The 22,942-nt window shown below is 59.0% G+C and carries 17 protein-coding genes and 10 pseudogenes; 11 read left to right on the top strand and 16 right to left on the bottom strand.

The window, feature by feature from the left end:
• Positions 1 to 52: 52 nt before the first annotated feature.
• The 4 genes and pseudogenes from G5S42_RS39890 to tnpC (G5S42_RS39875) form a co-directional block, all read right to left on the bottom strand.
• Positions 53 to 1,048 (bottom strand): tyrosine-type recombinase/integrase, encoded by a 996-nt coding sequence (locus G5S42_RS39890; protein WP_176112215.1) that lies wholly within the window; start codon positions 1,046 to 1,048, stop codon positions 53 to 55.
• A complete protein-coding gene (locus G5S42_RS39885; protein WP_176112214.1) occupies positions 1,045 to 1,992 on the bottom strand; it encodes a tyrosine-type recombinase/integrase in 948 nt (315 codons plus the stop codon). Before G5S42_RS39885 ends, G5S42_RS39890 begins: the two co-directional genes overlap by 4 nt.
• A complete protein-coding gene (locus tag G5S42_RS39880) occupies positions 1,989 to 3,221 on the bottom strand; it encodes a site-specific integrase (RefSeq protein ID WP_176112213.1) in 1,233 nt (410 codons plus the stop codon). The genes G5S42_RS39885 and G5S42_RS39880 overlap by 4 nt, the downstream gene beginning before the upstream one ends.
• Positions 3,222 to 3,381: 160 nt before the next feature.
• A pseudogene (tnpC, locus tag G5S42_RS39875) lies at positions 3,382 to 4,054 on the bottom strand (IS66 family transposase); the annotation flags it as partial.
• A 153-nt stretch (positions 4,055 to 4,207) separates the two neighbouring features.
• On the opposite strand from tnpC (G5S42_RS39875), the gene G5S42_RS39870 reads away from it, so the two are divergent.
• On the top strand, positions 4,208 to 4,561 hold the full coding sequence (locus G5S42_RS39870; protein WP_246392582.1) for an IS4/Tn5 family transposase DNA-binding protein: 354 nt from the start codon (positions 4,208 to 4,210) through the stop codon (positions 4,559 to 4,561).
• A gap of 27 nt (positions 4,562 to 4,588) precedes the next feature.
• On the opposite strand, the gene G5S42_RS39865 is transcribed toward G5S42_RS39870, so the two are convergent.
• Positions 4,589 to 5,911: an IS5 family transposase gene (locus G5S42_RS39865; RefSeq protein WP_176108167.1), complete on the bottom strand. Its 1,323-nt coding sequence runs from the start codon at positions 5,909 to 5,911 to the stop codon at positions 4,589 to 4,591.
• Here G5S42_RS39865 and G5S42_RS44755 point away from each other — a divergent pair.
• Both G5S42_RS44755 and G5S42_RS44750 read left to right on the top strand, forming a co-directional pair.
• Positions 5,837 to 6,448, top strand: a complete 612-nt coding sequence (locus G5S42_RS44755) for a hypothetical protein (RefSeq protein ID WP_246392611.1) — start codon at positions 5,837 to 5,839, stop codon at positions 6,446 to 6,448. The genes G5S42_RS39865 and G5S42_RS44755 overlap by 75 nt on opposite strands.
• Positions 6,390 to 6,983 carry an IS4 family transposase gene (locus G5S42_RS44750; RefSeq protein WP_246392490.1) on the top strand — a complete coding sequence of 198 codons (594 nt, stop codon included), beginning with the start codon at positions 6,390 to 6,392 and terminating at the stop codon, positions 6,981 to 6,983. Before G5S42_RS44755 ends, G5S42_RS44750 begins: the two co-directional genes overlap by 59 nt.
• Positions 6,984 to 7,040: 57 nt before the next feature.
• Here G5S42_RS44750 and G5S42_RS39855 read toward each other — a convergent pair whose 3' ends face one another.
• Both G5S42_RS39855 and G5S42_RS39850 read right to left on the bottom strand, forming a co-directional pair.
• Entirely contained in the window at positions 7,041 to 7,994 is a 954-nt protein-coding gene (locus G5S42_RS39855) for a class I SAM-dependent methyltransferase (protein WP_176112212.1), read from the bottom strand.
• The gene (locus G5S42_RS39850; RefSeq protein WP_176112211.1) at positions 7,991 to 9,343 is read right to left on the bottom strand and encodes an STM4012 family radical SAM protein; all 1,353 of its coding nucleotides are present in this window, start codon (positions 9,341 to 9,343) and stop codon (positions 7,991 to 7,993) included. Before G5S42_RS39850 ends, G5S42_RS39855 begins: the two co-directional genes overlap by 4 nt.
• Before the next feature lie 51 nt (positions 9,344 to 9,394).
• Here G5S42_RS39850 and G5S42_RS44745 point away from each other — a divergent pair.
• Positions 9,395 to 9,665, top strand: a pseudogene (locus G5S42_RS44745) (helix-turn-helix domain-containing protein); the annotation flags it as partial.
• Between the two features lie 93 nt (positions 9,666 to 9,758).
• Here the strand turns inward: G5S42_RS44745 and G5S42_RS44740 are convergent.
• The 4 genes and pseudogenes from G5S42_RS44740 to G5S42_RS39830 all read right to left on the bottom strand — a co-directional run.
• A pseudogene (locus G5S42_RS44740) lies at positions 9,759 to 10,094 on the bottom strand (transposase); the annotation flags it as partial.
• A 155-nt stretch (positions 10,095 to 10,249) separates the two neighbouring features.
• A pseudogene (locus tag G5S42_RS45920) lies at positions 10,250 to 10,471 on the bottom strand (transposase); the annotation flags it as partial.
• A 942-nt stretch (positions 10,472 to 11,413) separates the two neighbouring features.
• Positions 11,414 to 11,705: pseudogene (locus G5S42_RS39835) on the bottom strand (DDE-type integrase/transposase/recombinase); the annotation flags it as partial.
• 35 nt (positions 11,706 to 11,740) lie between these two features.
• Positions 11,741 to 12,673 (bottom strand): IS5 family transposase, encoded by a 933-nt coding sequence (locus G5S42_RS39830; protein WP_217710326.1) that lies wholly within the window; start codon positions 12,671 to 12,673, stop codon positions 11,741 to 11,743.
• A 130-nt stretch (positions 12,674 to 12,803) separates the two neighbouring features.
• Between G5S42_RS39830 and G5S42_RS46080 the strand changes: the two are divergent.
• From G5S42_RS46080 to G5S42_RS39815, 3 genes and pseudogenes are all read left to right on the top strand, one after another.
• A pseudogene (locus G5S42_RS46080) lies at positions 12,804 to 12,986 on the top strand (DDE-type integrase/transposase/recombinase); the annotation flags it as partial.
• 280 nt (positions 12,987 to 13,266) lie between these two features.
• A complete protein-coding gene (locus G5S42_RS39820; protein WP_246392488.1) occupies positions 13,267 to 14,373 on the top strand; it encodes an adenosine deaminase family protein in 1,107 nt (368 codons plus the stop codon).
• On the top strand, positions 14,319 to 14,864 hold the full coding sequence (locus tag G5S42_RS39815; protein WP_176112210.1) for a non-canonical purine NTP pyrophosphatase: 546 nt from the start codon (positions 14,319 to 14,321) through the stop codon (positions 14,862 to 14,864). Before G5S42_RS39820 ends, G5S42_RS39815 begins: the two co-directional genes overlap by 55 nt.
• A gap of 318 nt (positions 14,865 to 15,182) precedes the next feature.
• Here G5S42_RS39815 and G5S42_RS39805 read toward each other — a convergent pair.
• From G5S42_RS39805 to G5S42_RS45535, 3 genes and pseudogenes are all read right to left on the bottom strand, one after another.
• Positions 15,183 to 15,896 (bottom strand): annotated as a pseudogene (locus G5S42_RS39805) (transposase domain-containing protein); the annotation flags it as partial.
• A gap of 90 nt (positions 15,897 to 15,986) precedes the next feature.
• Entirely contained in the window at positions 15,987 to 16,340 is a 354-nt protein-coding gene (gene tnpB / locus G5S42_RS39800) for an IS66 family insertion sequence element accessory protein TnpB (protein ID WP_176112209.1), read from the bottom strand.
• A gap of 225 nt (positions 16,341 to 16,565) precedes the next feature.
• On the bottom strand, positions 16,566 to 16,769 hold the full coding sequence (locus tag G5S42_RS45535) for a transposase (protein WP_176112208.1): 204 nt from the start codon (positions 16,767 to 16,769) through the stop codon (positions 16,566 to 16,568).
• A 14-nt stretch (positions 16,770 to 16,783) separates the two neighbouring features.
• Here G5S42_RS45535 and G5S42_RS39790 point away from each other — a divergent pair, with 14 nt between their 5' ends.
• From G5S42_RS39790 to G5S42_RS46195, 3 genes are read left to right on the top strand one after another with little or no spacing between them, the layout of a single operon-like run.
• Positions 16,784 to 17,230 carry a transposase gene (locus tag G5S42_RS39790; protein ID WP_246392486.1) on the top strand — a complete coding sequence of 149 codons (447 nt, stop codon included), beginning with the start codon at positions 16,784 to 16,786 and terminating at the stop codon, positions 17,228 to 17,230.
• Positions 17,206 to 18,462, top strand: coding sequence for an IS66 family transposase (gene tnpC, locus G5S42_RS39785; RefSeq protein WP_512885839.1), 1,257 nt, complete (start codon positions 17,206 to 17,208; stop codon positions 18,460 to 18,462). Before G5S42_RS39790 ends, tnpC (G5S42_RS39785) begins: the two co-directional genes overlap by 25 nt.
• A complete protein-coding gene (locus tag G5S42_RS46195; RefSeq protein ID WP_512885626.1) occupies positions 18,359 to 18,571 on the top strand; it encodes an IS66 family transposase in 213 nt (70 codons plus the stop codon). The genes tnpC (G5S42_RS39785) and G5S42_RS46195 overlap by 104 nt, the downstream gene beginning before the upstream one ends.
• Here the strand turns inward: G5S42_RS46195 and tnpC (G5S42_RS39780) are convergent.
• Positions 18,482 to 19,476 (bottom strand): annotated as a pseudogene (gene tnpC, locus G5S42_RS39780) (IS66 family transposase); the annotation flags it as partial. The gene G5S42_RS46195 and the pseudogene tnpC (G5S42_RS39780) overlap by 90 nt on opposite strands.
• Positions 19,409 to 20,038, bottom strand: a pseudogene (locus G5S42_RS39775) (lactonase family protein); the annotation flags it as partial. The pseudogenes tnpC (G5S42_RS39780) and G5S42_RS39775, both read right to left, overlap by 68 nt.
• A 260-nt stretch (positions 20,039 to 20,298) precedes the next feature.
• Between G5S42_RS39775 and acnA the strand changes: the two are divergent.
• Positions 20,299 to 22,922: pseudogene (gene acnA / locus G5S42_RS39770) on the top strand (aconitate hydratase AcnA).
• The last annotated feature ends 20 nt before the right edge of the window (positions 22,923 to 22,942 follow it).

Here is a 22,942-nt window from a genome sequence, read left to right as displayed (position 1 = left end):
GCACAACGGTTGGGCGGATCTCTATTCCCTGTCGCTTGGAGTGTCGGCATTATCAGAGAGCCTCCAGGAAGGCGAGTAACGGATCTGGTGGTTTGTAGCGGGTCAGCGCGACACCGCTCGCCGTGGCGTGCGCGAGCGCGCGTTCCTTGAGTTGCATGTCGGCGTGCAAGTAGATCTGAGTCGTTTCCGAGGATTCGTGACCGAGCCAGAGCGCGATCACAGTCAGGTCGACGCCGTGATGCATCAGGCTCATCGCGGCCGTGTGCCGAAGCGTGTGAGGCGTTATCGATTTTTTCTTCAGCGAGGGGCACGAGAGACGCGCGATTTCGGCGTTGCGCGACACGAGTCTCTGAAGAGCGTCGGCACTGAGATGACCACCACGCGAACTGGGGAAGACCGGATCACCTGGTTCGCCTGGTTGATAGAGCAGCCATTCCTTCAGGACTGCAACAACATCCGGTCGCAGAGGAGTGCATCTCGTCTTTCTGCCTTTGCCGAGGCAACGGACGTGGGCGCCTGTACCGAGCATCACATCCTGGCGCCGGAGAGTGGTCAATTCGCTGTTGCGCAGACCCGTTTGAACCGCTACAAGAAGCAGCGCTCGGTCTCGGGTGCCGGTCCACGTTCGTACGTCAGGCGCCCCTACCAGAGCGGCGGCCTCGCTCTCTGTCAGAAACTCAACAGGGCCGTGCTCGCAGCGTTTAGATGGAATTGCAAGAACGCGCTGACACTGCAGAAACAGCGCAGGCTCGCTGACCGCGACGAACCGGAAGAAGGCATGCACGGCAGCAAGCCGCGTGTTGCGTGTCCGCACCGAATTCCCTCTGCTGTGTTCGAGGTGCCGCAGGAATTCCTCGATCAACGACACATCGAAGTCCTCGATGCGCAGCTTTGACGGCGCGCGTCCGATATGGTTCGTGGCAAACGCTAGCAGCAGCCGGAACGTATCACGGTAACTTGCCACCGTATGCGAACTTAGACCTTGCTGCTCGAGCAGGCGCTGGGTAAAGAAGCGCTGAACGAGTGATGGAAGATCGGCGGCGCTCACGACTGTTCTCCTGGACAGTTCTTGTCGAGATAGGCTGCCGCAAGTTCAAGCAATTCAGGAACCGCTTCGATGTACCAGTACGTAAGACCGACGTTGACATGCCCGAGGTAGGCGGTAAGTTTCGGCAATTCCCTACTTACGTCGAGACCGGCACGATACCACTCGACCAGCCGTCCAGTCGCGAAGCTATGCCGGAAGTCCTGGAGGCGTGGACCGTAACCATCGCGCCCATCCTCTGTCGCCGGTCGCAGACCGACAGCGCGCGACATTCTGACGAACATGCTGCGTGCAGTGCCGGGCTTCAGTCGCTTGCCGCGCTCACTAACCAGGAACGCCTCGCTCAACCGTAAAGGACAGATTTGATCGCGTTTCTGGACGTAGTGTTCGAGTGCCAACCGGGTCGACTCTGCTACAGGAACACAGCGCGATTTGCCGAACTTCGATTCCCGGATGGAGAGTATTCCGCTGACGAGGTCAACGTCGGACCGGTCGAGCCGAAACGCTTCGCCTGGCCTGAGACCCGTCGCCACAAGAAGCCCAATGAGCGTCGAATAGATCAGTGCTCGCAAGCCGGTTCGGGATCGCAGTTGAGCGGCTCGGGCCATAAGCAGATCAATTTCGTGCTCAGTGTAAATATGCGGGGCATTGCGCCGTCTGCGGGCACTCAGGAGCCCCGCGGGGGGAATCTGGTTTCGACCGTCAATGAGGTTCATCCATCTGGCGAATCCTCTTACTTGAGAGAGGCGTCGCCCCCAGGTGGCACGTTCGACGAGTGTGGGCGTCATTGCCCAGCGCAGAGCCAGATCGGTAGTAATGAACTCAGCATCTTCATGTTCGAGAAGATCAACGAAATGGCCGAGTGCCAATGCAGGTTCGTAGAATGACGCCCCGAGAGCCCGGCGGACCGCCACGTACCGAGCGAGAGAATCGCGGATCGCAGTCATATTGAACCTCCAGCCGTGGGCCACGAGCGCGCGACCTCGCGCAGGTCCTCAAACGCCACCGTTGCATAGATCGCGGTACTGTCCGGTGAGCGGTGTCGCAAGACCTCGGCTATTTCTGCCATCGAGGCCCCATGACGAATCATCGTCGTCGCCAGACCGTGACGGAACAGATGTGCGGCGCCACGGCACGCGGGGCGGAAACCGGCACGTGCGAAGGCCTGACCAACAATCTTGCCAATCGCCCCCGGCCCCGCCAAACCAACCCGAGGTGCCAATCTGCGAAGGAAGACGCGCCGCGATGCACTCGCTTCGCGACCATCGCGGAGATATGTTGCGATTGCTTCTCCGACCTCCGATGGCAGCGGGACGTGCTCGACCATCTGCCCCTTTCCATGAACGACGAGTTCCCCCGAACGCCAGTGAATGTCGTCGAGCTCGATTGCGACGATTTCTCCGGCACGTAAGCCAAGCCGCGCCAACAACAGCAGGATTGCGTAGTCACGAAGCCCAGTCGTGGTCGACTGGTCTGCCGATGCAATGAGAGCTTCTTGCTGCTCAGGCGTGAGGAACGTTGGCACAGTTGACTGTCGCCATTTACGAACCGAAGGCACTGACTCATACAGGTCTCGTGCCGTATCGCCGCGCAGAAAGAGGAAATGGCAGAACGAGCGAAGCGCAACTGCCATCAGCCGCGTGTACTCTGCCGATCGGCCTTTGCTGCGGGCAAGAAGATGATTCCGGATCGTTACCGCGTCAAATGCATCTGGCAATAAACTTCCGTCGCCGGCCGCGTGGCTGTCGAGAAAATCGCGAATGAACGGGCCATAGACGAGCAGAGAGTTCCTCGCGAGTCCACGATCCTGCCTCAGATAGTCCACGTATCGGTCGTAAATGTGCGCGATCGCGGATTGGCGGCCCAACGTCGGCGGGCACACAATAGCTTCAGCGCGCAGATAGGCGAGAAACTGCCGTAATGTGGGACGTGCACGCTGGACACGGTCTCGTGATGCGCCGATCATGCGCTTCATAAAACGAGCCGTGACAGACTCATCAAGATCAATCAGGTCGATGCCCCTGTTCTCCATCCACCCAGAGAACGCACACAGGACTCTTCGTTTCTTGCGAAGCGATACCTCGGAGTAGTGTGCCGTCCGCAGACGATCAAGAAATGCATCGATGTGATGGACCGGCAGCCCGCCGGATTCACTGACTGTGCGTTTCGCATTCATCTGATCTCTCCTGGCCGGCGCGATAGCCAGCCTGAGAAATCATACGTTTATGCCGACACAGCATTCATGAAAGACCATACCCGCCGTCATACAGGTGCACGACGCGGCATAATCGGGAAGTCGGCATAACTGGGTTCATGCCGCTAGCGGCATGAACCCAGTTGTTATCAATTGGAGCACGTCCATCGGTGACGTAGCGACTCAGATATTCCCACTGGTTTCGGGTATAGGCGATGGCCTTGCCCAGCAGGCTTTGCGGCGCCACCTTCGGTGCCAGTTCATCGAGCCATGCCTTGAACGCCTCGAGCACCGGCACGCTGTGCAACTGCCTCAGGTGGTATGCGTAGTCAGCACGGGTCTGCCCGGCAGGCAGGTCGCCTTTGGCCAGCGCCTCGACACGGTACAGGGCCTGGAAGTATTCGAGCGCTCTTGCCACGCGAGCGTTCGGCGCCTTCGGTTTTCCGTCATCCCCGTTCTTCTGCGCTGCCTTGTCCGCCTTGACGAACAGCCGGCGCGCGTGCGCCATGCAGCCGAAGTGCGTCGCTTTTTTCAGTGTTCTCCAGGCGCTGTACCCGTCGCTCATCAACATACCGCTGTAGTCGCCCGGGAACTTTTGCGGATGCGTCTGGCCAGCGCCCGGGCTGGTACTCAAACAGCACGACCGGTTCGGCACAATCCTCCGCGCTGCGATAGACCCATGCATAGCTTTTGCTCTGCGCCGCCCGGCCGGGTTCATTGAGCACCTGAAGCGTCGTCTCGTCGCCGCGAACCAGCGACTGCGACAGCAGCGTCCTGTACAGCGCGTCGTACAGGCGACTGTAATGAAGTTCACTGCAGCTTGTAAACGAAGACAGCGGATGTTAACTTTGATCCGTTCATGATCTGTGATGCCGGGCGTTGTCGCACACCCCTGACCTCGATGACTGGGCAAGTGAAGAGTTTGGTGCGCCGAACGTGGCGACGCTCGCCTGACCAGACGGCTCGTGATGCTGGCGCGTAGGCTTTCGACGAATCCGCATTGCTCTTTTCCGCAATCGTTCAATTCTTCTGAGCTGAAGGCGGCTTATCGGTTCTTCGATAACCCACAGGTGGATGTCGATGGCGTGCTGGGCGCGCACATCGGCCAAACGCTTTGTCGCATGCAGCAGGTGCAGATCGTACTTGCGGTTCAGGACACCACTGAGTTCAATTTGTCTCATTTGCGGGCAACCGAAGGTCTGGGATATGGCTCCGATCCACACGTTCGTGGTTTCCTGATACACAGTCTGCTTGCGCTCACGCCTGAGGGGCTGCCACTCAGCGTGATCGGCCCGAAGACGTGGATACGTAGTCGGGTCTGAATAATTCGTTTTGGTCGGCGCTTGCCCTCAAGCCTGGAAGTCGACGGTGATTGACCGGCTAAGCCAGGCAATCAGAACAAGGGCGTAAAAAAGCCTCAGCTTTCTGAGGATTATCCTCAGGTTGTGGCCAGCGCCGCACAGCACGGCGTGTATTGCATCGCCGAGTGCGCCTTTGAGCCAGTTCCGGTCGAGTTTGCCGTCGGCCTTCATGTGACCAATGGCAGGCTCGATTGCGCTTCGCCTTTGGATCATCGCGCGCAGGCCCCTCGTGATTCCGCGCCGCAATCCCGGGTGGTAGATCTTCACTCCCTCGACAGCGATACCCTTGTAACCGCGATCCACAATGGCGACGTCGGGCTTCACATCGCTCAAGATCGCCGCTTGCTCCAACGCTTCAGCCAGCGTGTGACCGTCGTATGGGTTACCGGGCATCGAGCGGGCGCCAACCACAAGCCCTTCCTTGTGTGTCGTCGTGATCGACACTTTCACACCGAATTCGTAGGGCGTGCGGGCTTTGCCTTTCGCCAAACATTCAACTTCTGGCGCATGCAGTGCGTACAGCTTGTTTTTGTCCTTCTGCTTCTGAGACAGGATCCGCCTCGTGCGGCTGATCAATTCCTGCAGCGCGATGCGCCCAGTGTCGGCGACTGAATCGAGCTGACGCTCGACATCACGCATCACCCGCCCAACGCGCGAGCGCAACGTGCGCAGCGCCTTCTTCATGCGCTTGTACTGCTTCGCATGCGCGTAGCGGCCAATCTGACGCGCCAGGTGCGGCGCCTCGCGGTTGTAGTTCTGCCGCAGCTTCAACCCGTGCCGTGCCGCAGCCTTCACCAGATGTTCGCGACACCGTTCGAGCAGACGCGAATCGGTTGGATGGGCGACCGCCTTTTGCATGACCGTCGTGTCAACGATTACGCGCTTTGCGCTTGAGGCCTTGATCACGCCCGCGCGCTTCGCCGCTTCGATCGTCTCGGCCAGCAGTTCTTCAACTCCGGCCTCACCCAGGCGCTTGCGCCAGCGGGTCAGGCTCGACGGATCGATCGGCGGCTCGGTCTGCAAAAACGTTTCGCCAGTAAAGACCTGCCAATACGGGTTTTCCACCCATTGCCAGACCACTTCCTCGTCCGACAGATCGAACGCATGCTGGAGATACAACAAACCAGCAATCAACCTCGGTGAGGTGGCCGGCCGACCTTTGCGTGAGACGAAGCTCGCGCTCATCGACGCATTCAATCCATCCCAGTTGATCAGATCGGTCAGACGCACCAGCGGATGCTTCAGGTTGATCTGCTCGCGCAGAGGATGCCGGAACAAATCGCCTTCGCTCACCACTGCCTTCGGACCCATCCAGACCTCGACAGAATTTGCAGGAAATTACCCATAAAATGCCAGGTTCCTGCAAATGCATCAACAACTTTCCGCTTCAAACTCTTGCCGCAAAAGGCGCTTCGAATTGTTCAGGTTCGACTACGTAGGCTGGAGGAGTTGGGCAAGAAACATCTGCGCGGACAACGAAGCGTACAAGAGAAAGAGCGCGCGAAATGGCTCGAAGGTATCGAGCAGCTGGGCATACTCAAGACACACTGTCCGCATACGCAAGTCATCGGCGTGAGCGATCGCGAAGGCGATGTCTACGATGTGTTCCTGGCACGGCGGCCTGCCGGTGTCGACTGGCTGGTGCGCGCTTCGTGGAATCGACACGTTGCACACCCTGATCGATATTTGTTGGAAACCGTGCTAGCCTTGCCAGTGATTGGAGAAACGCAACTGCAGGTGCCTGCGCGAAAACCGACAGGCGCGCACCGCACGGCTGGTTGTACGATGCATGCCCGTACGCCTTCGTCCGCGGCAAAATCGTCGTCGCGAGAAGCTTCCCGAAATTGAGGTATTTGCAATTCATGCGTTGGAAACGAACGTAGACGAAGGAGCCGAGCCATTGGAATGGCTATTGCTGACCTCGGTGCCTACGTATACGCGAGCACAGGCCCTCGAGCGTCTGGCATGGTATGCACGTCGATGCACAATTGAATCGTGGCATCGTGTGCTTAAAAGCGGCTGTCGCATTGAAACCCGCCAATTTGGCAATGTCGAACGATTCGTACGCGCCACAGCGTTGTTCGCCGTAGTAAGGTGGAGAATCCTGTACGCGATGCTGCTTGCACGGCTTGATGGAAACCTGTCGTGCGAAGTATTGCTGCAGCCAATCGAGTGGCAGGCCCTCTACTGCCGTACGCACGGTAGTACAGAAATGCCCGATGAACCGCCCTCACTCGCGCAGGTGATTTTGTGGATCGCCAGACTCGGCGGCTATCTTCCTCGAAAGCGTGATCATCCTCCAGGGCCTACCGTCATCTGGCGTGGCTTTCTTGTTCTGCATGAAATTACGATGATGTACCGAATATTCAGGCAGGACGAATAGCACGACTGCATAACTTGTGGGTAATCCTGAGGGAAAACCCCGGGGCGGTTCACAAGGTTAATCCGCGTGCCTTGAGGTGCGGCAGGTCCATACATGATGTCTAGAGTTCCGCAACGAAACTGGTGACGTAAAATACTCGTATTTACCCGTCAAAATGCCCTGTGTGAATTGGAGTCCGTATTTCCCGAAAATCCAGTCTTCAACCACATAGTTGCCCGTCAGCTCCATAGGAGACGTCATGTTCCACCCTAGCATTTCAATCCGATTGACATGTCTCGGACGAACACCCATCGACTTGACTGCGGTAGCATCGGCTCCAAGGGGTATGCTGTCGAACAAGATTAAAGGAAGATTGTCGCTGTTCGAAAGATCGACCTTCGTCAACGTGAACCGCTCGACCGAGTTTGCTTTTCTCGAGAGAAACTTCTCAACGGCATGCACATGCGTCGGAATACCCGGATGGCAATCCCACTTGGCGTAGAAATCGGAACGAAGAATCTGCCAGTCCGCATATTGCGAGTCGAGATCGCCTCGGTCAAACGAATTGGCATGTCGGCACTCGTGCGGAACTGGGTAGCGAGGAATTCCAATAATCGATGTGAAGTTGTGAAATCCGCCCGGCTTAGTCCGTTGCCGCATTTCCCGAAGCAAGGGAATCCACACGTCTTTCGTCACGAAATGTAACGACGAGTGCGCCATAACTAGATCATAATTTTCATCCGGTACGAAATCCTCGATCCGTTGCTCGATCACATCGATGTTCAATGAATAACGGTCAGCAATCGAACGAAGTTTCTTCACGGCGTTCGAGGAAAGTTCCAAGGCGGTCACCTTGTGTCCCCTGAGGGCAAGAAAGAGCGCATTTCTGCCTTCGCCACAGCCGATGTCTATAACAGTCGAGTTTCGTGGTAGAAACTGTTCAATTTCAAATACCTCAACACTCGGTCCGCCCATCGTCCAAACTTTCGCGTCCGAATAACCTTTCTCCCAAAATTGCTCACTGTTGTTCATCGTGGAACATACCTTTCTTCCAGGGTTTTCACATGGCTCGAGAAAAGATGGTGCGCGACCAAATTACTGTATTTGTAACCCTTCCTGGTCAATCGAATCTTGTCATTGGACGGTGGCTCGATGCACCCCTCAGCCTCAAGTGCATCAATTACGTCCAAAAAATCAGAATACAGACTCCGGCCAAACTGTGATGAATAGTACGCCCGAGAAAGCTGGTTCAGCGTAAGGCTGAGGATGAAATATCTCAAGCGCTCTTCGTAAGCATCCAGAACAATCCCGTACCTCACCATGCTGTGTTCGGTGATTTCGAGGCTCAAATAATCTTGAATGGCCTTGCCGACCTCGTTGAGGTCGACCGCGTAGTCGAAGCTGTAGTGGTATTTTCCGTTGTAGCTTCTTGCGCCTGCTCCAATTCCGATCATCGGAACGCCGAGAAAGTCGGAAGTCTCTTGGGCGTACGCGCTGCTGCTTTCTGGCAGACGGGTGAACCTAGTGAAGGACTCTTGTCGGTATCCATTCATTTGCATGAACTCGACATTGCTATCGTAGATCGCATACGTGGTCTGGTCGTCGATGTATCGCTCCGGATGCAATCGCTGCTGCTTATAAATCGCTGTGAGAGGTCGGCTAATTGCAGGATACAGTGAGATAGTAAGTGGACCTGATGAAACGATGTGGCGGAGCGAATTTTGCCAGCTTTCGTAGGTCTGACCTGAAAGGCCGTAGATCAGATCCAGATTGAAATTTTCGAAACGCTTTCGGATATTTTCTACCGCGGAGATTGTTGTCGAAACCGGGTATGGGCGACCGCTGGCCTTCAGTTCAGCGGAATCCATGGTTTGGATACCCATACTGATTCGGTTCACGCCTTGGCTTTTTAAGAAATCGAGGAGTTCTTCGGACATCGAGTCGGGAGAACCTTCGACACATAGCTCAGCAGAGGACGCAATATTCGGGAATCCGTGTTGAATCGATGAAAAAACCTGTCCGAATTGTTTTTCGTTTAGAATAGTCGCAGTTCCGCCACCAAAATACACAGATGCAACTGTCTTCCGTCCCGTATATTTCGCATAAAATTTGATTTGTTCACATATTTTATCAACATAGTTTTGTATTATATCCTCTGTACCCTGGGTAGTTAGAAATAACGTACAATAAGTACACCTGTATCTGCAAAATGGTATATGGATATATATTGAAGCTGGCCCGCGATCACCGGTGTGCCATATTTCCGCAATGCCGATATTATGTAGACTTTTATACGACCTTTTCGAAGGGTAACTATATACATACGACTTTAAGTGATTGTTCCTTATAGAATGTCGAATTGAATCCGCGATTTGCTGCATGCTTTTCTCCTAGTCCATTGAACCAATGAAATTGCACTTATCTAATAGTGCATGGGCAAAATGAATCTGAGTGAAACCGAGCGCGAAGAGCTGATGTCGATGCAGCGCAGCCGCACGATGGCGGTTGGCCAGGTAAGGCGTGCGCGGTTGATCTTGCTGCTCTTCGAAGGGGCCTCGCGGGCGGCGATCATGGCCGAATTGCTGCGATTCGCGATTCATCACAACGTGGCAAACGCGTTTCACCAGTGAGCGCCTGGCTGGCCTTTACGGCAGACATCCAGGCCGGGCGCCGCGACCTGACCTCGCGGGCCCTGAAGCGAGAGATCGACAGATGCATCTTGCGCCACGGCGTGCGCGCGGCCCTCTGAGCGAACTTTTCCTCGTACCACTGGCTCGCCCGCCCAAAGCTCAATCCCGTGCTGTCGACGATGAGACTGATCGTCTCGCCGCGCGCGAGACGTCGGGCCAGCTGTTCGCAACGCTGCGTGACGCCCACCTCCAGTGAAGCGAACCGTTCGCCCAGCTGACTGGCGCTGGGCACCAGGATGTCCAGCCCGCGAGTCTCCCAGTAGTCGTCCATATAGCCGGTGATCTGCCGCATCCCCCAGCCGAACAGCCGGTAGAAGGTAAAGATCAGCTCGATGGACGCCGTGGTGTAGGTCGGCTCACGCCCCGACACGCCCGGTGTACGGATCTTTGCGTTGATAAGCTGCGCCTTCAGATCGCCGCCCGGCACATACAGGCTGATCATGCCGCGCTTTCTCAGGCTCTGGTTATACGCCCGCGCGTTCGTCACCCGGTACCCCGGTTTCTTGCGCTTGCGCGGTTCACCCGTCTTTAGTCTGGCTTTATATGGCATTATTCAAGCTGGCTTCATGATGTTGCGCTTCTACACAACCCGCACCATCTTTGCAATACCCCCATCCGGACAAAGCCTATGTACACCGTATGCCATCGGCCGAACTCTTTCGGCAAATCGCGCTAGGGGCATCCGGTCCGGCCGATCCAGAGGACAGCTTCGACAAACCAACGGTTGTCGGTCGCCGTGCGCTCTGGATCGCCTTCCTTGCCCGGCAAGACGGATTCGATTCGTGCCCATACTTCATCGCTCAATAACGTTCGAATCATCTTGGCCTGCTCGCGCAAAAGACAAAATGTAAACACATCTTCCCGTTCATGAAAATCAACACGCTCCACTTTGGCAACGGCGCGGGGGCAGCCACGGCTGCAGCGGCTGAGGTCACCGTCATCGACAGTAGCAACACAAACGAGGCGATTGATACTAAAAAATTTTTCATTAGAAGGCGCGGGCAACCCCGGCCTTCATGTCGGGGAGGGATAGCTCTCCGTGCACAGCACGGCCTGCGCCCGCCTCTTCTTTCGATAAAGCTATCATTGTGTATCCCTAACCATTGCTACGTTGAACGAGCTGGCCGTAGCGATGTGCAATGCCTTGCACTACGCTGCCTGCTGCCGCACCCACTAATTTCTCTCTGGCTCTTTTGAAATTTGAGTGGGTGGTACGCCTTGCGCGGTAGCGGAAGACTCGACTCTTCGGCGTGGATTACCCCACCCCTAACCCCGCCCCAAGGCGTGGAAGTCCTTGCCGCCGGACGAGCTCGGGAGCTGGGCGCCGCAAGGCTTTGCCTGGCCCGAGCCGTCAAGCGTGCGACTGGATTTGACCGCATCAAGGGTGCGGTCCGCCGGGGTTACGCCCGCCCTTGACCCGGCCAAATCCACCCACTCGAAATTCAAAAGAGGCTTCTCTCTTGACTATCACTTTTTGTGCCAAGTGTGCGTGAGGTGGCAAATCCCACGTCAGTTCGGTATTCCAGCGAGTCTTCCGATGCGGTCGCTTCAATGTTCTCAATGTCGCAATTGCGACAAATGCGACAGATCATCGCATGGCTGGACGCCTACACTGTCGCGAAGTCGCGCGACTATGGGCAGGCTGTCTCGGATTTACAGTGGCAGGGGGACGATGTCCTTGTCGCAAGGTACAGGGCACCAGCTCGGGTTCTGTCGCAGTAAGAGCGAAAGGTCGGCCAAGACCGATATGGCATGCATTCCTTATACAGTCAGCGAATAGAACTGCTGTGCGGCAGTCTGCACCAACGCCGCAATCGTTCAATTGCCCCTTGACGATCATGTGCATGATTTTGATTTCGATGTCACCCCGGAGAATGCGGGCGCAACGAAATTTCTTGGACCCGAGCATCGGGCGGGTCCGGCGCTTGATCGCGCGGTGGTCCTGCTCGACGATGTTATTCAGATACTTCGGCTGACGAATCCTAATCGCCGTCTCGCGCCCGGCGTTGATAGCCTCAAGCGCAGCGAAATTCGCCCCACTCCTGGGCTTTGTCCGGATGGGTACGAGTTCCCGTGCCATGGACGCGACTATGCATTTTTGACGCAAACCGGTTTGCCGAAGGCGTTCCACCGGTTCAGCAGGTTGGCGATGATTACGCCTTCGCCTTCCTGCGACGCAAGCTCCTGCGTCAGCAGGCGCTCGCCGATGCAGCGCTTGATGCGCGAGATCTGTGCCTCGGCCAGCGAGCGCACACCGTAGCCGTATTTCTTGTGAAATGCATAGATGCCTTTGTCCTCGATGTATCTGACGATCTGGTCATGCCGGCGGGTTCTCTCCTCGCCGTGTACGACCGCGTGAGCTGGCGGTGGGATGACGGGCGTCACGCCCGCGCCTGAAAGCGCTTCGGTACGCTCGATGCTGTAGTACGCGCCATCGGCAATCACCCGATCCATCGGCACATCAGCGGGCAACACGGCGTCCATTCCTTCGCTGTCCAATACTTCTGTAGTGGTGATGCGGATCGCGTGTACGTTCATGTCAGCGTCGATCGACTGATGCATCTTGCGCCACGGCGTGCGCGCGGCCTTCTGAGCGTACTTTTCCTCGTACCACTGGCTCGCCCGCCCAAAGCTCAATCCCGTGCTGTCGACCATGAGACTGATCGTCCCGCCGCGCGCGAGACGCCGGGCCAACTGTTCGCAACGCTGCGTGACGCTCACCTCCAGTGAAGCGAACCGTTCGCCCAGCTGACTGGCGCTGGGCACCGGGATGTCCAGCCCGCGAGTCTCCCAGTAGTCCTCCATATAGCCGGTGATCTGCCGCATCCCCCAACCCAACAGCCGGTAGAAGGTAAAGATCAGCTCGATGTACGCCGTGGTGTAGGTCGGCTCACGCCCCGACACGCCCGGCGTACGGATCTTTGCGTTGATAAGCTGCGCCTTCAGATCGCCGCCCGGCACATACAGGCTGATCATGCCGCGCTTTCTCAGGCTCTGGTTATACGCCCGCGCGTTCGTCACCCGGTACCCCGGCTTCTTGCGCTTGCGCCGTTCACCGTCTTTAGTCTGGCTTTATATGGCATTATTCAAGCTGGCTTCATGATGTTGCGCTATTACACCCCCCAGCATCTTTGCAATACCCCCATCCGGACAAAGCCCATCGAATCTGGCTGCCTTTCAGGCGATCAACGCCCGGCGGGAGGTGCCGATCAGGGTCCGCCAGAAAAAGTATCTGAATAACATCATCGAACAGGATCATCGGGCGATCAAGCGCCGGACCCGACCGATGCTTGGGTTCGAGAAATTTCGTTGTGCCCGCATCCTGCGTCAAGGGGCAATTGAACGATGGCGGCGTTGGTGCAAACCCCCGCACAGCAATTCTATTTTCTGGCTGGATAAGGAATCCATATCATATCGGACTTGGCCGACCTCTCGCTCTTACTGCGACAGAACCAGTTGAGCTGTTCCGTGGGCAATTCGATCTGCGCCGAACAGTTCTACGGCAGACCGGACGTTCTTAACGCGTCTCTGCGGAGGAGGCGTTACAATATGGGAACGCGCAAGAACGCACAGAAACGAGTAGGACTCTCGATAAGTAGATACAGGAACTACGATTGGATCAACGGCAGATTGACCTACCTGGGATGCTTGGCGATGCCCGCGACGCCAAAGAAGCGCACGAATACGGAAAGGGCGCGGACGTGCATAGCCGGGGGGAACTCCATATGCACATGAACGGCGCGATTCCAACGTCGACGATTCGAGAGATCCTGGCAGACGAAGCGACCGTGTTGCCAGCCGGATTCGAGTTTGAGCGAGACCTAGTTCGAGCGACACCCTGCCAGTCGCTGGCCGAATACCTAACGCCATGGCAAGCTCTGCAGCTCTTTCCAAGGAAGCGCGAGAATCTCGATCGCCTCACCCTTGCAGTTGTCGCGGGCCTGGCGGAAAACAACGTGCGCTTCGTCGAGCTCCGAAGCAGCGTTCTGTACCTTGCACAGCTTCAGAAGTGCTCGCCAGCACAGGCGCTCGAGCGCCTTATCGAATCGACCAGGGTGGCTGCACTGCGCCACGGTATCCGGCGCGGCCTGATTCTCACGGTGACGCGTGGCGACTACAGCGCGGTCAACCTATCCACCCTCCTGCAGGCCTACCAGGACCTTGGTGAGCCGAAGGACGTGATTGGGCTCGACCTTGCTGGCGATGAAGAAACGGCATATCCGAAAGAGTTGCCCTCGCTCTTTCGGGCGGCCAAAGACAGGTTCGATCTCGGGATCACGATCCACGCCGGTGAAACAGGCCGCGTTGAGAACGTCCGGTCTGCCGTAGAACTGTTCGGCGCAGATCGAATTGGCCACGGAACAGCGGCTGGCAAAGATCCAGATGTGCTGGAGCTTCTTTCTGCGAGGGATATCTGCGTCGAGGTGTGTCCGATCAGCAATCGGCTTACTGGCGCAGTTCCTGCGAACGAGGCTCACCCGCTTCAACAGTTCCGGCGATATGGCGTGCCGTTTGTCATTTGCTCGGATAACCCCGCAATCCACCAGCGCGGCCTTGCGGATGACCAAGCCGCCGCGATGGCCGAAGGCCTGTCGATCGGTGACATGCGACAGCAGTACGAAGTAGCCAAACGCTACTCATTCGTGAAGGATCTAAAATCCGATTTATGTCGGGCAACGAGCACAAGATCACCGAAGTGCAGCGGATCCTTGCCCCCGTAGGCGTGGACATCGTGCCGGTGTCGAGGAAAATCGAGGAGCTCCAGACAGAAGACGTCGAGAGTTTGGTGCGGGACAAGCTGACCAAGGCGTTCCAGTCCATCGGTCGCCCGTTGTTCGTCGAACATACAGGCTTGTACTTGAGCGGCCTCAATGGACTTCCCGCAGGTTTGACGCAGATATTCTGGGACAGGCTACAAGCGGATCGCTTCGCCGACCTCGTTACAGGGCTTGGCGACGCCAAGGTGACTGCCAAAACGATCCTTGGGTACTGCGACGGGCGCGAGATCCATATAATAGAAGGTGCGATCAACGGAACCGTACCTCGCAAACCTGCCGGTCCCACTCACTTCCAATGGGACTGTGTCTTCGTTCCGGATGGCAGCACACAGACGTTTGCGGAGATGGGGGCCGCCAAGGACGACATCTCCATGCGCCGCAAAGCGCTGGATCTGTTTGCCGCCCACCTCAAATCTGCGAAGGGCACGAAATGAAAGACGAACTGCTTGATGCCCACCGCACTGGCAAGCTGATGCTGTTTGCGGGGGCCGGGGTGCCTGCCAACCTTGGTCTGCCGAATTGGGACGCGTTGATCGCGCACATCGCGAAAGAGCTTGGCTATGACCCGAAGATTTTCTCTACCTATGGCACCCACCTGGCCCTTGCGGAGTTCTACAAGAAGAAGGGCGGGCTCAGGGCCCTCTGCAGCTGGATGGACCGTGAATGGCATAAGTCAACACGGACATTGAACCGCCCCGGGTTTCCCCTCAGGATTACCCACAAATTGTTCGTAATTCTGCGATGGGATGGCTTGTTGGACGGATCACCCATTGCGCGAGCGTGCCCCGACTCACCGGAATCTGCCAGCGGGCAAGTGCCGCCTGCATCCGATACAGCGGCATGCCGTCGACGTATTTCGCGGTCGCCACCGTCGCGATCACCGAGGCGTCCGCATGGCTACCCGGAATCGGCTGCACTGGCATCGGGGTGAGCACGACCGGTGTATGTTCGGCGTGACGCTCGCAGTGTCGGCATGCGTACTTTGCGCGCGCGTTCTGGCGAACCGTCCACTTGACCTGGACGTGCAGCTGTTCACTGATATCCTCGCCGATGCGATGCATCGGATTGCCACAGCACGGGCAGCCTCGCTGGTCTTCCGGCAGATCGTGATCGACGCGTTCGCGCTTCAGGTACGCCGGCAACGGCTTGCGTCCGACCTTGCTCCGCTCAGGCTGGCCGACCAGTGGCAAACCGGTGTCGGGCAGTGCGGGCCCCGCATCCGCGTCGTCTTCGTCGCCGGGCTCACTGGCGAGCTGCTCCGCCTCGTCGAACCCCCGATCCTGGCGTTTCTCGCTCTTCCGTGCGTAGCGCTCTGATTGCAGCAGACGGACCTACTCCTCAAGCTGTTCGATCCGCTGGCTCAGCTCGCCGATGCGCTTCGTGTCGCCAGCCACGCGTTCTTCGAGATCGTGTATATAGCCCTGGACGGCATGGGGTACGCGCTTGAGGTCGGGTGCATTCGTCATGCGCTCCAGGATAGCGGAGCGCGGCGCGCTACAGGTTTACGTCAATCCGTAAAAGGCGCCTGTCGCGTTACTGACCTGCAACGTGCCGGGCTAACCGGCGTGCTCGTAATGACGGACAGGATGACGGCGAAGCGCGTCGATATCGATGCCGTCCAACAGCCAGTGCAGCTGCTGCGTTGTCAGCTCGATCACTTCCTCATCGCGTCGCGGCCACACGAAACGGTCTTCCTCGAGCCGGCGCAGCAACAGCCAGAAGCCAGTGCGCTCGTACAGCAGGAGCTTGATCCTGTCACATTTACGATTGCGGAACGCGTAGACGGCGCCGGCAAGCGGGTCCAGCCGCATCGATTCCTCGACCAGAACAGCAAGGGTGTTGAGGCCACACCGGAAATCAACCGGTTCGCGATACAGGTAGACGCGCAGGTCGTTGGCGAAGCGCAGCATCACCGGCTTCTCAACGCGTCAATCATCGTCGTGATCAATGCCGGATCCTGCCCGCTGCACTCAAGTTCGAGACTCCCCCGTTGGGAAGTCGCGCCACCAGGCGCGACGGTGACGGTGAGCCCGGCGAACTTCGCACGACTTCGCGCGGCCTGAGCACCAGCGTCACGGCAGGCGACGAACGCAGATTTGCGCTTGCCGTCACAGCATCCGGTTCGGCTACCTCCACTACGGGTACGAATTCCGCCGAGCCCCCCTGCGCTCCAGCATGATCCACTTGCGCATCTGGTTGGCGTTCACGCCAGCCTTGAGCGCCAGGCCAGCCACCGATGCACCGGGTTTCTCGCACGCCTCGATCAGCCGTCGTTTCCCGTCGGGATCGAAGCAGCGCCTACCGCCTTCGTCGATGTGCGTGACTTTGAGAGTAAGCACCCGGCGAAGTCATCTTGATCGGCAAGTCGTGCCGCCCGACGATCATGTCCATTCAAATTTTAAATGGACAGGTGTACATGACGGACGAAGTCGAGGTTGTCCAGGATGTGGTGCAGCCGACACGGCGCCGGCGGCATAGCAAGGAATTCAAGGAGACGGTCATTCGGGCGGCAATGCAGCCGAATGTGTCGATTGCGGCCGTGGCACTGCATTACCGGTTGAACGCCAACCTGCTGCGTAGCTGGGTTGCGGCGCGGGAGGAACGCGATGCCGCTGAAGCGGCCCGACAGGAATTGAATGTCTCGTCGCCGGAATTTGTGCCGCTGCAGATGCAGAATGGTGTTGCAGCGGCGACGCACATCGAGATCGAGGTACGCAGGGGCGCGACGGCGATCACGGTGCGCTGGCCACTGTCGGCCGCGAGCGACTGCGCAACGTGGCTGCAGGGGTGGTTGCGTTGATTCGCATCGATGCCGCCGAGAAAGAAAGAGAGTTGCAGTACCGGCAAACACGTATCGACCAGCTTACGCACGAACTCTCGGTCATCAAGCGGCAGCAGTTCGGCAGGCGCAGTGAGCAGCTCAACAAGGAGCAACTGAGCCTGCTCGAGGAAGCGCTCGACGCGGATCTGGCGGCAATCGGGCTCGAGCTGCAGGGGCTGAAGTCCGGCGAGCAGGCAGGGACACCACGGCAACAGCCAAAGCGTGAACCGCTTCCTCCCGAACTGCCACGTACCGACATTCATTACGAGCCGGACAGTACGATCTGTACGTGCGGCTGCGAGCGCGTTCGCATCGGCGAGGACATCAGCGAGACGCTGGATTACACGTCCGGCGTGTTCACGGTTGAGCGGCACATCCGGGGTAAATGGACGTGCAAGGCATGCGAGACGCTGGTGCAGGCTGCGGTGCCGCCGCACGTGATCGACAAGGGCATCCCGACCACCGGTCTGCTCGCTCAGGTGCTGGTCGCCAAGTACAGCGATCACCTGCCGTTGTATCGACAGGAGCGCATCTTTGCGCGGGCGGGTCTGGCGATCGCGCAATCGACGCTCGGCGGCTGGGTTGGCGCGTGTGGCGTGCGCCTGCAGCCCCTGGTCGATGCGCTTCGCGAAGAGGTATTGCAGCACGCGGTACTGCATGCCGACGAGACGCCGGTACAGATGCTTGCCCCGGGAAAGGGCAAGACCCATCGAGCCTATCTGTGGGCGTACAGCACCACGCAGTTCGCCGATCTGAAGGCGGTGATCTATGACTTCGCCGATAGCTGCGCCGGCGAACATGCACGCGCATTCCTGGGCGAGTGGCGCGGCAAGCTGGCGTGCGACGATTACGGGGGCTACAAGTCCAGCTTCAGGAGTGGGGTCACAGAGATCGGGTGCCTGGCCCACGCGCGCCGTAAATTCTTTGATTTACACGTCAAGCACCAGAGCGAGCTGGCCGAGCCCGCGCTGCGATACTTCGGTGCGTTGTACGAAGTAGAACGCGACGCCGCACAACTCGAGCCCGATAGAAGACGTCTTGTGCGTCAGGAGCGGGCTCGCCCCATCGCCGACGAACTCCATGCATGGCTGCTCACGCAACGGCAGCGTGTGCCGGACGGATCCGGGTGTCGCCGCGGCACTCGACTACAGCCTCAAACGTTGGGAGGCGCTTACGCGCTATCTGGACGATGGACATGTGCCAGCCGATAACAACGACTGTCATGCCGCTAGCGGCATGACAGTCGTTGTTCGATATGGGCCAGTTGCCGTTCTCAACGTAGAGGATCAGGCTGGGCCATTGCTCGCGCAGATAAGTTAGCGCCTTTCCGAGCAGGCTGTTGGGCACGACGCCGGGGGACTGTATCGCCGTCGCAATCGCTGTCGCCGGTTGGCTTCCCATTTCGCGCTGCGTGCCTCAGCGACGAACAACCTTCCGATCAGCTTGATGAAGCGTGTGGCCAGCAGGTCGGGCGAGCGCGCAGCTTTCGGCACATTTTCTTCTGCCTTGACGAAGTAGCGTCGGCAGTGAACCCAGCATCCAAGATGCACGAGCTGGTATCGGTCGGCGATGCTGTTATAGGGCTCATAGCCATCGGTCATCAGGACCGCGCTCATGAACAGTTTGTCGGCCAGCTGAGCGCGGCGTCCCGGCGTGTACGTGAAGCAGCGGACCGGATGTCCTGAATCGGTCATCTGCGACCAGAGGTAGCTCTTCGTTTGAGGCTTGCGCCCCTTCTCCTTCAGGACCTGGAATGTCGTCTCGTCGCAGTAGACCAGATCCGCGTCGAGCAGCGCATCACGCATCAGGTTGATCACCGGCTGAGTCGCCAGACCGACGCGTACCATGCTTGCGGCGATCGTGTTGGACGAGATGTCACCGCCGAAACGACGTAGCAGTCCGGCCTGACGGTACAGTGGCATCCCGAACTGATACTTGCCGGTGGCGATCCACGCAAGCGCTGATTCACTCAGCAGCCCACGCGGGATGATACGCGGCGGCGCAGGCGTGACCTTGATGCCGAGATCGCAGCATGGACACGCATATTTGACGCGCTGGTGCTGGAGCACGCGAAACTGCGCCGGAATTACATCGAGTTGCTCGCTGATCTCAACGCCGATCTCGACGAGCGCGTGGCCGTCGTTCGTACAGAAGCCCATACGCATACGTTCCCTTCGGATGAAACGCGACGTGACGCGGCCCCGCCGTTTCGCGCGATGCGACGAACGCGGGCGTCGCAGGAATCAGTTGCCCGTCCTTGAAACGGAACGTGAAAACGCGGTCGAGTCCCTTGTCCGGCACGATGACGAATTCGCCCGTCGGATCGAACGGATTGAAGTGCGGCTTGGCCTGTTTCTGCTCGACGCGATGCGGACCGATCGGGCCTTCGAGGTGAACCAGTTGGGTCAACTCCTGAAGCGAGCCGTCTTCGGCGATCGGCAGCACGGCAAGGCTTGCGCCGATGTGATTCGACACGACGACATGGCGGCCCGACGGATCGATCGCGAGGTGCACGGGGTTCTTGCCCTGCGTGCTTTGCCGGTTCAGAAAGGTCAGCTTGCCCGACGCCTTGTCGACCTTGAACGCGCTGATGTCGCTCATGTCGCCGTGCACGGTGTAGAGACGCTCGCCGTTGCCGCTCAGCGCGAGGAACGAGGGATTGACGAGGTCTTTGACGAGCTGGACGAGTTCGAGTCCACCCGTTTCCGTGTTGACGTGATAGACGCTGATGCCCTCGCCGTGGGCATTCCGTTCGCGGGTGGTCCGCGATCCGACATAAGCAAACATGGGTTTCTTTCCTTTGAGATCTGTCTGGCGCAACGCCTGTTCCTCCGCGAAAACCGACCGTACGACGGGCCCGATAGCAGCCAGCACGCCGAGCGCCGCGACGCCCTGAACGATGCGCCGCCGGGCTCCGTCGGGGGTCGCTTCGTCCGGTGAACCACCCCTGTCATGACCGGTTTTCTTCACGTGATGTCTCCGCATTTATTGTATCTGGGGTTTGCACTAGATTGCATTTTTACCTTTTGAAGTGCAAAAATGCAGTCATGGAAAACACTTACTGCCCCACTGAAGCCCGCCTGAGCGTCGATGGCGTGTCGTATCGCTTTGTCGACCTGCCTGCATTGTTCGGCGACAGGCTCCGCGAATTACCCGTCGTCATGCGGCTGCTGCTCGAGAACGTTGTTCGCAACATGGACGGCGAAGAGCGTCGGCGAGCCGTCGAAGCCATCCTCGCGTGGACGGCGCGCGCGACCAGCGAAGCCGAGATCGCGTTCCAGCCCAACCGCGTGCTGATGCACGACACGACGAGCACGCCGGCGCTGGTCGACATCGCCGGCATGCGCGACGCGCTGGCGGAAGCGGGCGCGGATCCGGCGTTGCTCAATCCCGTGTTGCCCGTCGATTCGTCCGTCGATCATTCGCTCGCCGTCGAGTACTTCGCGCAGAAGGACGCAGCGCCTGAGAACCTCGCGCTCGAATTGCGGCGGAACGCGGAGCGCTACAGTTCCTGCGCTGGGCATCTAAGGCGTTGAAGGGTGTGCGCATCCATCCGCCGGGCACGGGGATCATGCATACGATCACCCTGGAGCAACTGGCGACCGTCGTCACGACAGTCGAGCGCGACGGCGAGCAGTGGGCCGTGCCCGATACCCTGATCGGCACCGACAGCCATACGCCGATGATCAACGGCATCGGTGTGCTGGGCTGGGGCGTGGGCGGATTGGAAGCGCAGACGGTGATGTTCGGCATGCCCATAATGCAGCGCATTCCCGATGTGATCGGCGTGCGGCTGACGGGCGCGATGCGGCCAGGCGTGCTCGCCACCGATCTCGCGCTGACCGTGACGCAACGGCTACGCGCCATCGGCGTGTCGGGCGAGTTCGTCGAGTTCTTCGGTCCCGGTGTCGCGACGTTGACTGCGGGCGACCGCTCCGTCGTCGCGAACATGGCGCCGGAATATGGCGCATCGACGGGCTTTTTCCCTGCCGATCAGCACACGCTCGACTATCTGCGCGCGACGAACCGTTCGGAGCAATCCGTGAGACTCGTCGAAGCGTTCACGCAGCACGCAGGTCTGTGGTTCGATCCGCAAGCCGAGCCGCGCTTTACGCGCACGATCGATATCGACCTCGGCAGCATCGGCATGCATATCGCCGGTCCGCGCCGTCCGCAGGATCTGCTCGACTACTCGCAGACAGCGGCGACGCTTGCAAAGATCGGCTTCGCGCAAACGGAGCAGCATCCGTCGATGCCGAAACATCCCGTCGCGATCGCCGCGATCACGAGCTGCACGAATACCTCCGATGCCGCGTTGCTGATCGCCGCTGGGTTATTTGCTCGGAAAGCGCGCGCGTTGGGCCTGAAGGTGCCATCGTGGGTCAAGACATCGCTTGGACCTGGCTCGCCCGCCGCCGCCGCGTATCTCGAACGTGCGAACTTGATCGACGATCTGTCGGCCGTCGGCTTCAATATCGTCGGGTATGGCTGCACGACCTGCATTGGCAACTCGGGACCGTTGACGGCGCCGATCCGCGAGGCGCTCGCGCAGAAGAGCATCTATCCCGTCGCGATGCTGTCGGGCAACCGCAATTTCCCCGGCCGCATTCATCCCGATCTCGACCTCGGTTTCATCATGTCGCCGCTCCTCGTGATTGCCTTTGCGCTTGCGGGCGACGCCGAACGCGACCTGAGCGTCGAGCCGATCCAGCAGACACCCGATGGCAAGCCCGTCTATCTGCGCGATCTCTGGCCAACGCGTGAAGAAGTCGGCGCGCTGCTGCGCGCCGCCGCCGATCCTCACGACTATCCGCGCGCCTTCGCGCTCGCGAGCCGCAACCCGGCGTGGCATGATCTCGACGCGCCGGACAGTGCACGCTTTCCTTGGAATCCGGCATCGACGGCGCTGCGCCGCCCGCCGTTCGCTTCGATCGCAGAGGGTAGCCAGTTGGGGCATTACGCGGCTTATCCGCTGCTCGTCCTCGGCGACGACGTGACAACCGATCACATCTCGCCTGCGAGCGCGATCCCCAAGAACAGCTTCGTCGCCGACTTCCTCGTCTCGTGCGGCGATGATCGCGACGATCTAAATGTGTTCGCCTCGCGGCGCGGCAACTGGGAAGTGATGGTGCGCGCCGCCTTCTACAACCGGACACTCGTCAACCGCCTGCGCCCCGGCATGCCCGTCGCGCATACGCTGCACGTGCCAAGCGGTGACGTGCTGCCGATCTTCGAAGCCGCGCAGCGCTATCAGCAGGACGGCGATGCCGTCGTACTTGTCGCGGGCGAGCGCTACGGCACGGGCTCGTCGCGCGACTGGGCGGCCAAGGGTCAGCGGCTGCTCGGCGTCCGCGCGGTGCTGGCCGTGAGTTTCGAGCGCATCCATCGATCGAACCTGATCGGCATGGGCATCCTGCCGCTGCGGCTTGCGCCCGGCGTCAACCCCGACACACTCGATCTTCAGCCGGGTGATAAGCTCGAAGTCGACGCCGCGGGTGATACGCTGTCGCCTCGTTGCAAGATTGCCGTGCGCGTGATTCGCGCCAATGGCAGCGTGCAACCCATCGAGGCGACCGCGGCCGTCGAAACGCAGCTCGAATGCGCGCTGCTCCGTTCGGGCGGCGTGATCCCGCTGATATTGCAGAAAAGTTTGCTGACGCAGGAGGCTTAGACCCGCCGCCGCTGCGTTCA

Source organism: Paraburkholderia youngii, from assembly GCF_013366925.1.
Taxonomy (GTDB): domain Bacteria; phylum Pseudomonadota; class Gammaproteobacteria; order Burkholderiales; family Burkholderiaceae; genus Paraburkholderia; species Paraburkholderia youngii.
This window is presented reverse-complemented; position numbering and strand designations above follow the sequence as displayed.

Coding starts and splice junctions, on each gene's coding strand:
- G5S42_RS39885 (WP_176112214.1), bottom strand. CDS start 1,992: ATGACTGCGATCCGCGATTCTCTCGCTCGGTACGTGGCGGTCCGCCGG.
- G5S42_RS39880 (WP_176112213.1), bottom strand. CDS start 3,221: ATGAATGCGAAACGCACAGTCAGTGAATCCGGCGGGCTGCCGGTCCAT.
- G5S42_RS39870 (WP_246392582.1), top strand. CDS start 4,208: ATGCTGGCGCGTAGGCTTTCGACGAATCCGCATTGCTCTTTTCCGCAA.
- G5S42_RS44755 (WP_246392611.1), top strand. CDS start 5,837: ATGCTTCAGGTTGATCTGCTCGCGCAGAGGATGCCGGAACAAATCGCC.
- G5S42_RS39865 (WP_176108167.1), bottom strand. CDS start 5,911: ATGGGTCCGAAGGCAGTGGTGAGCGAAGGCGATTTGTTCCGGCATCCT.
- G5S42_RS44750 (WP_246392490.1), top strand. CDS start 6,390: ATGCCCGTACGCCTTCGTCCGCGGCAAAATCGTCGTCGCGAGAAGCTT.
- G5S42_RS39855 (WP_176112212.1), bottom strand. CDS start 7,994: ATGAACAACAGTGAGCAATTTTGGGAGAAAGGTTATTCGGACGCGAAA.
- G5S42_RS39850 (WP_176112211.1), bottom strand. CDS start 9,343: ATGCAGCAAATCGCGGATTCAATTCGACATTCTATAAGGAACAATCAC.
- G5S42_RS39815 (WP_176112210.1), top strand. CDS start 14,319: ATGTCGGGCAACGAGCACAAGATCACCGAAGTGCAGCGGATCCTTGCC.
- tnpB (WP_176112209.1), bottom strand. CDS start 16,340: ATGCTGCGCTTCGCCAACGACCTGCGCGTCTACCTGTATCGCGAACCG.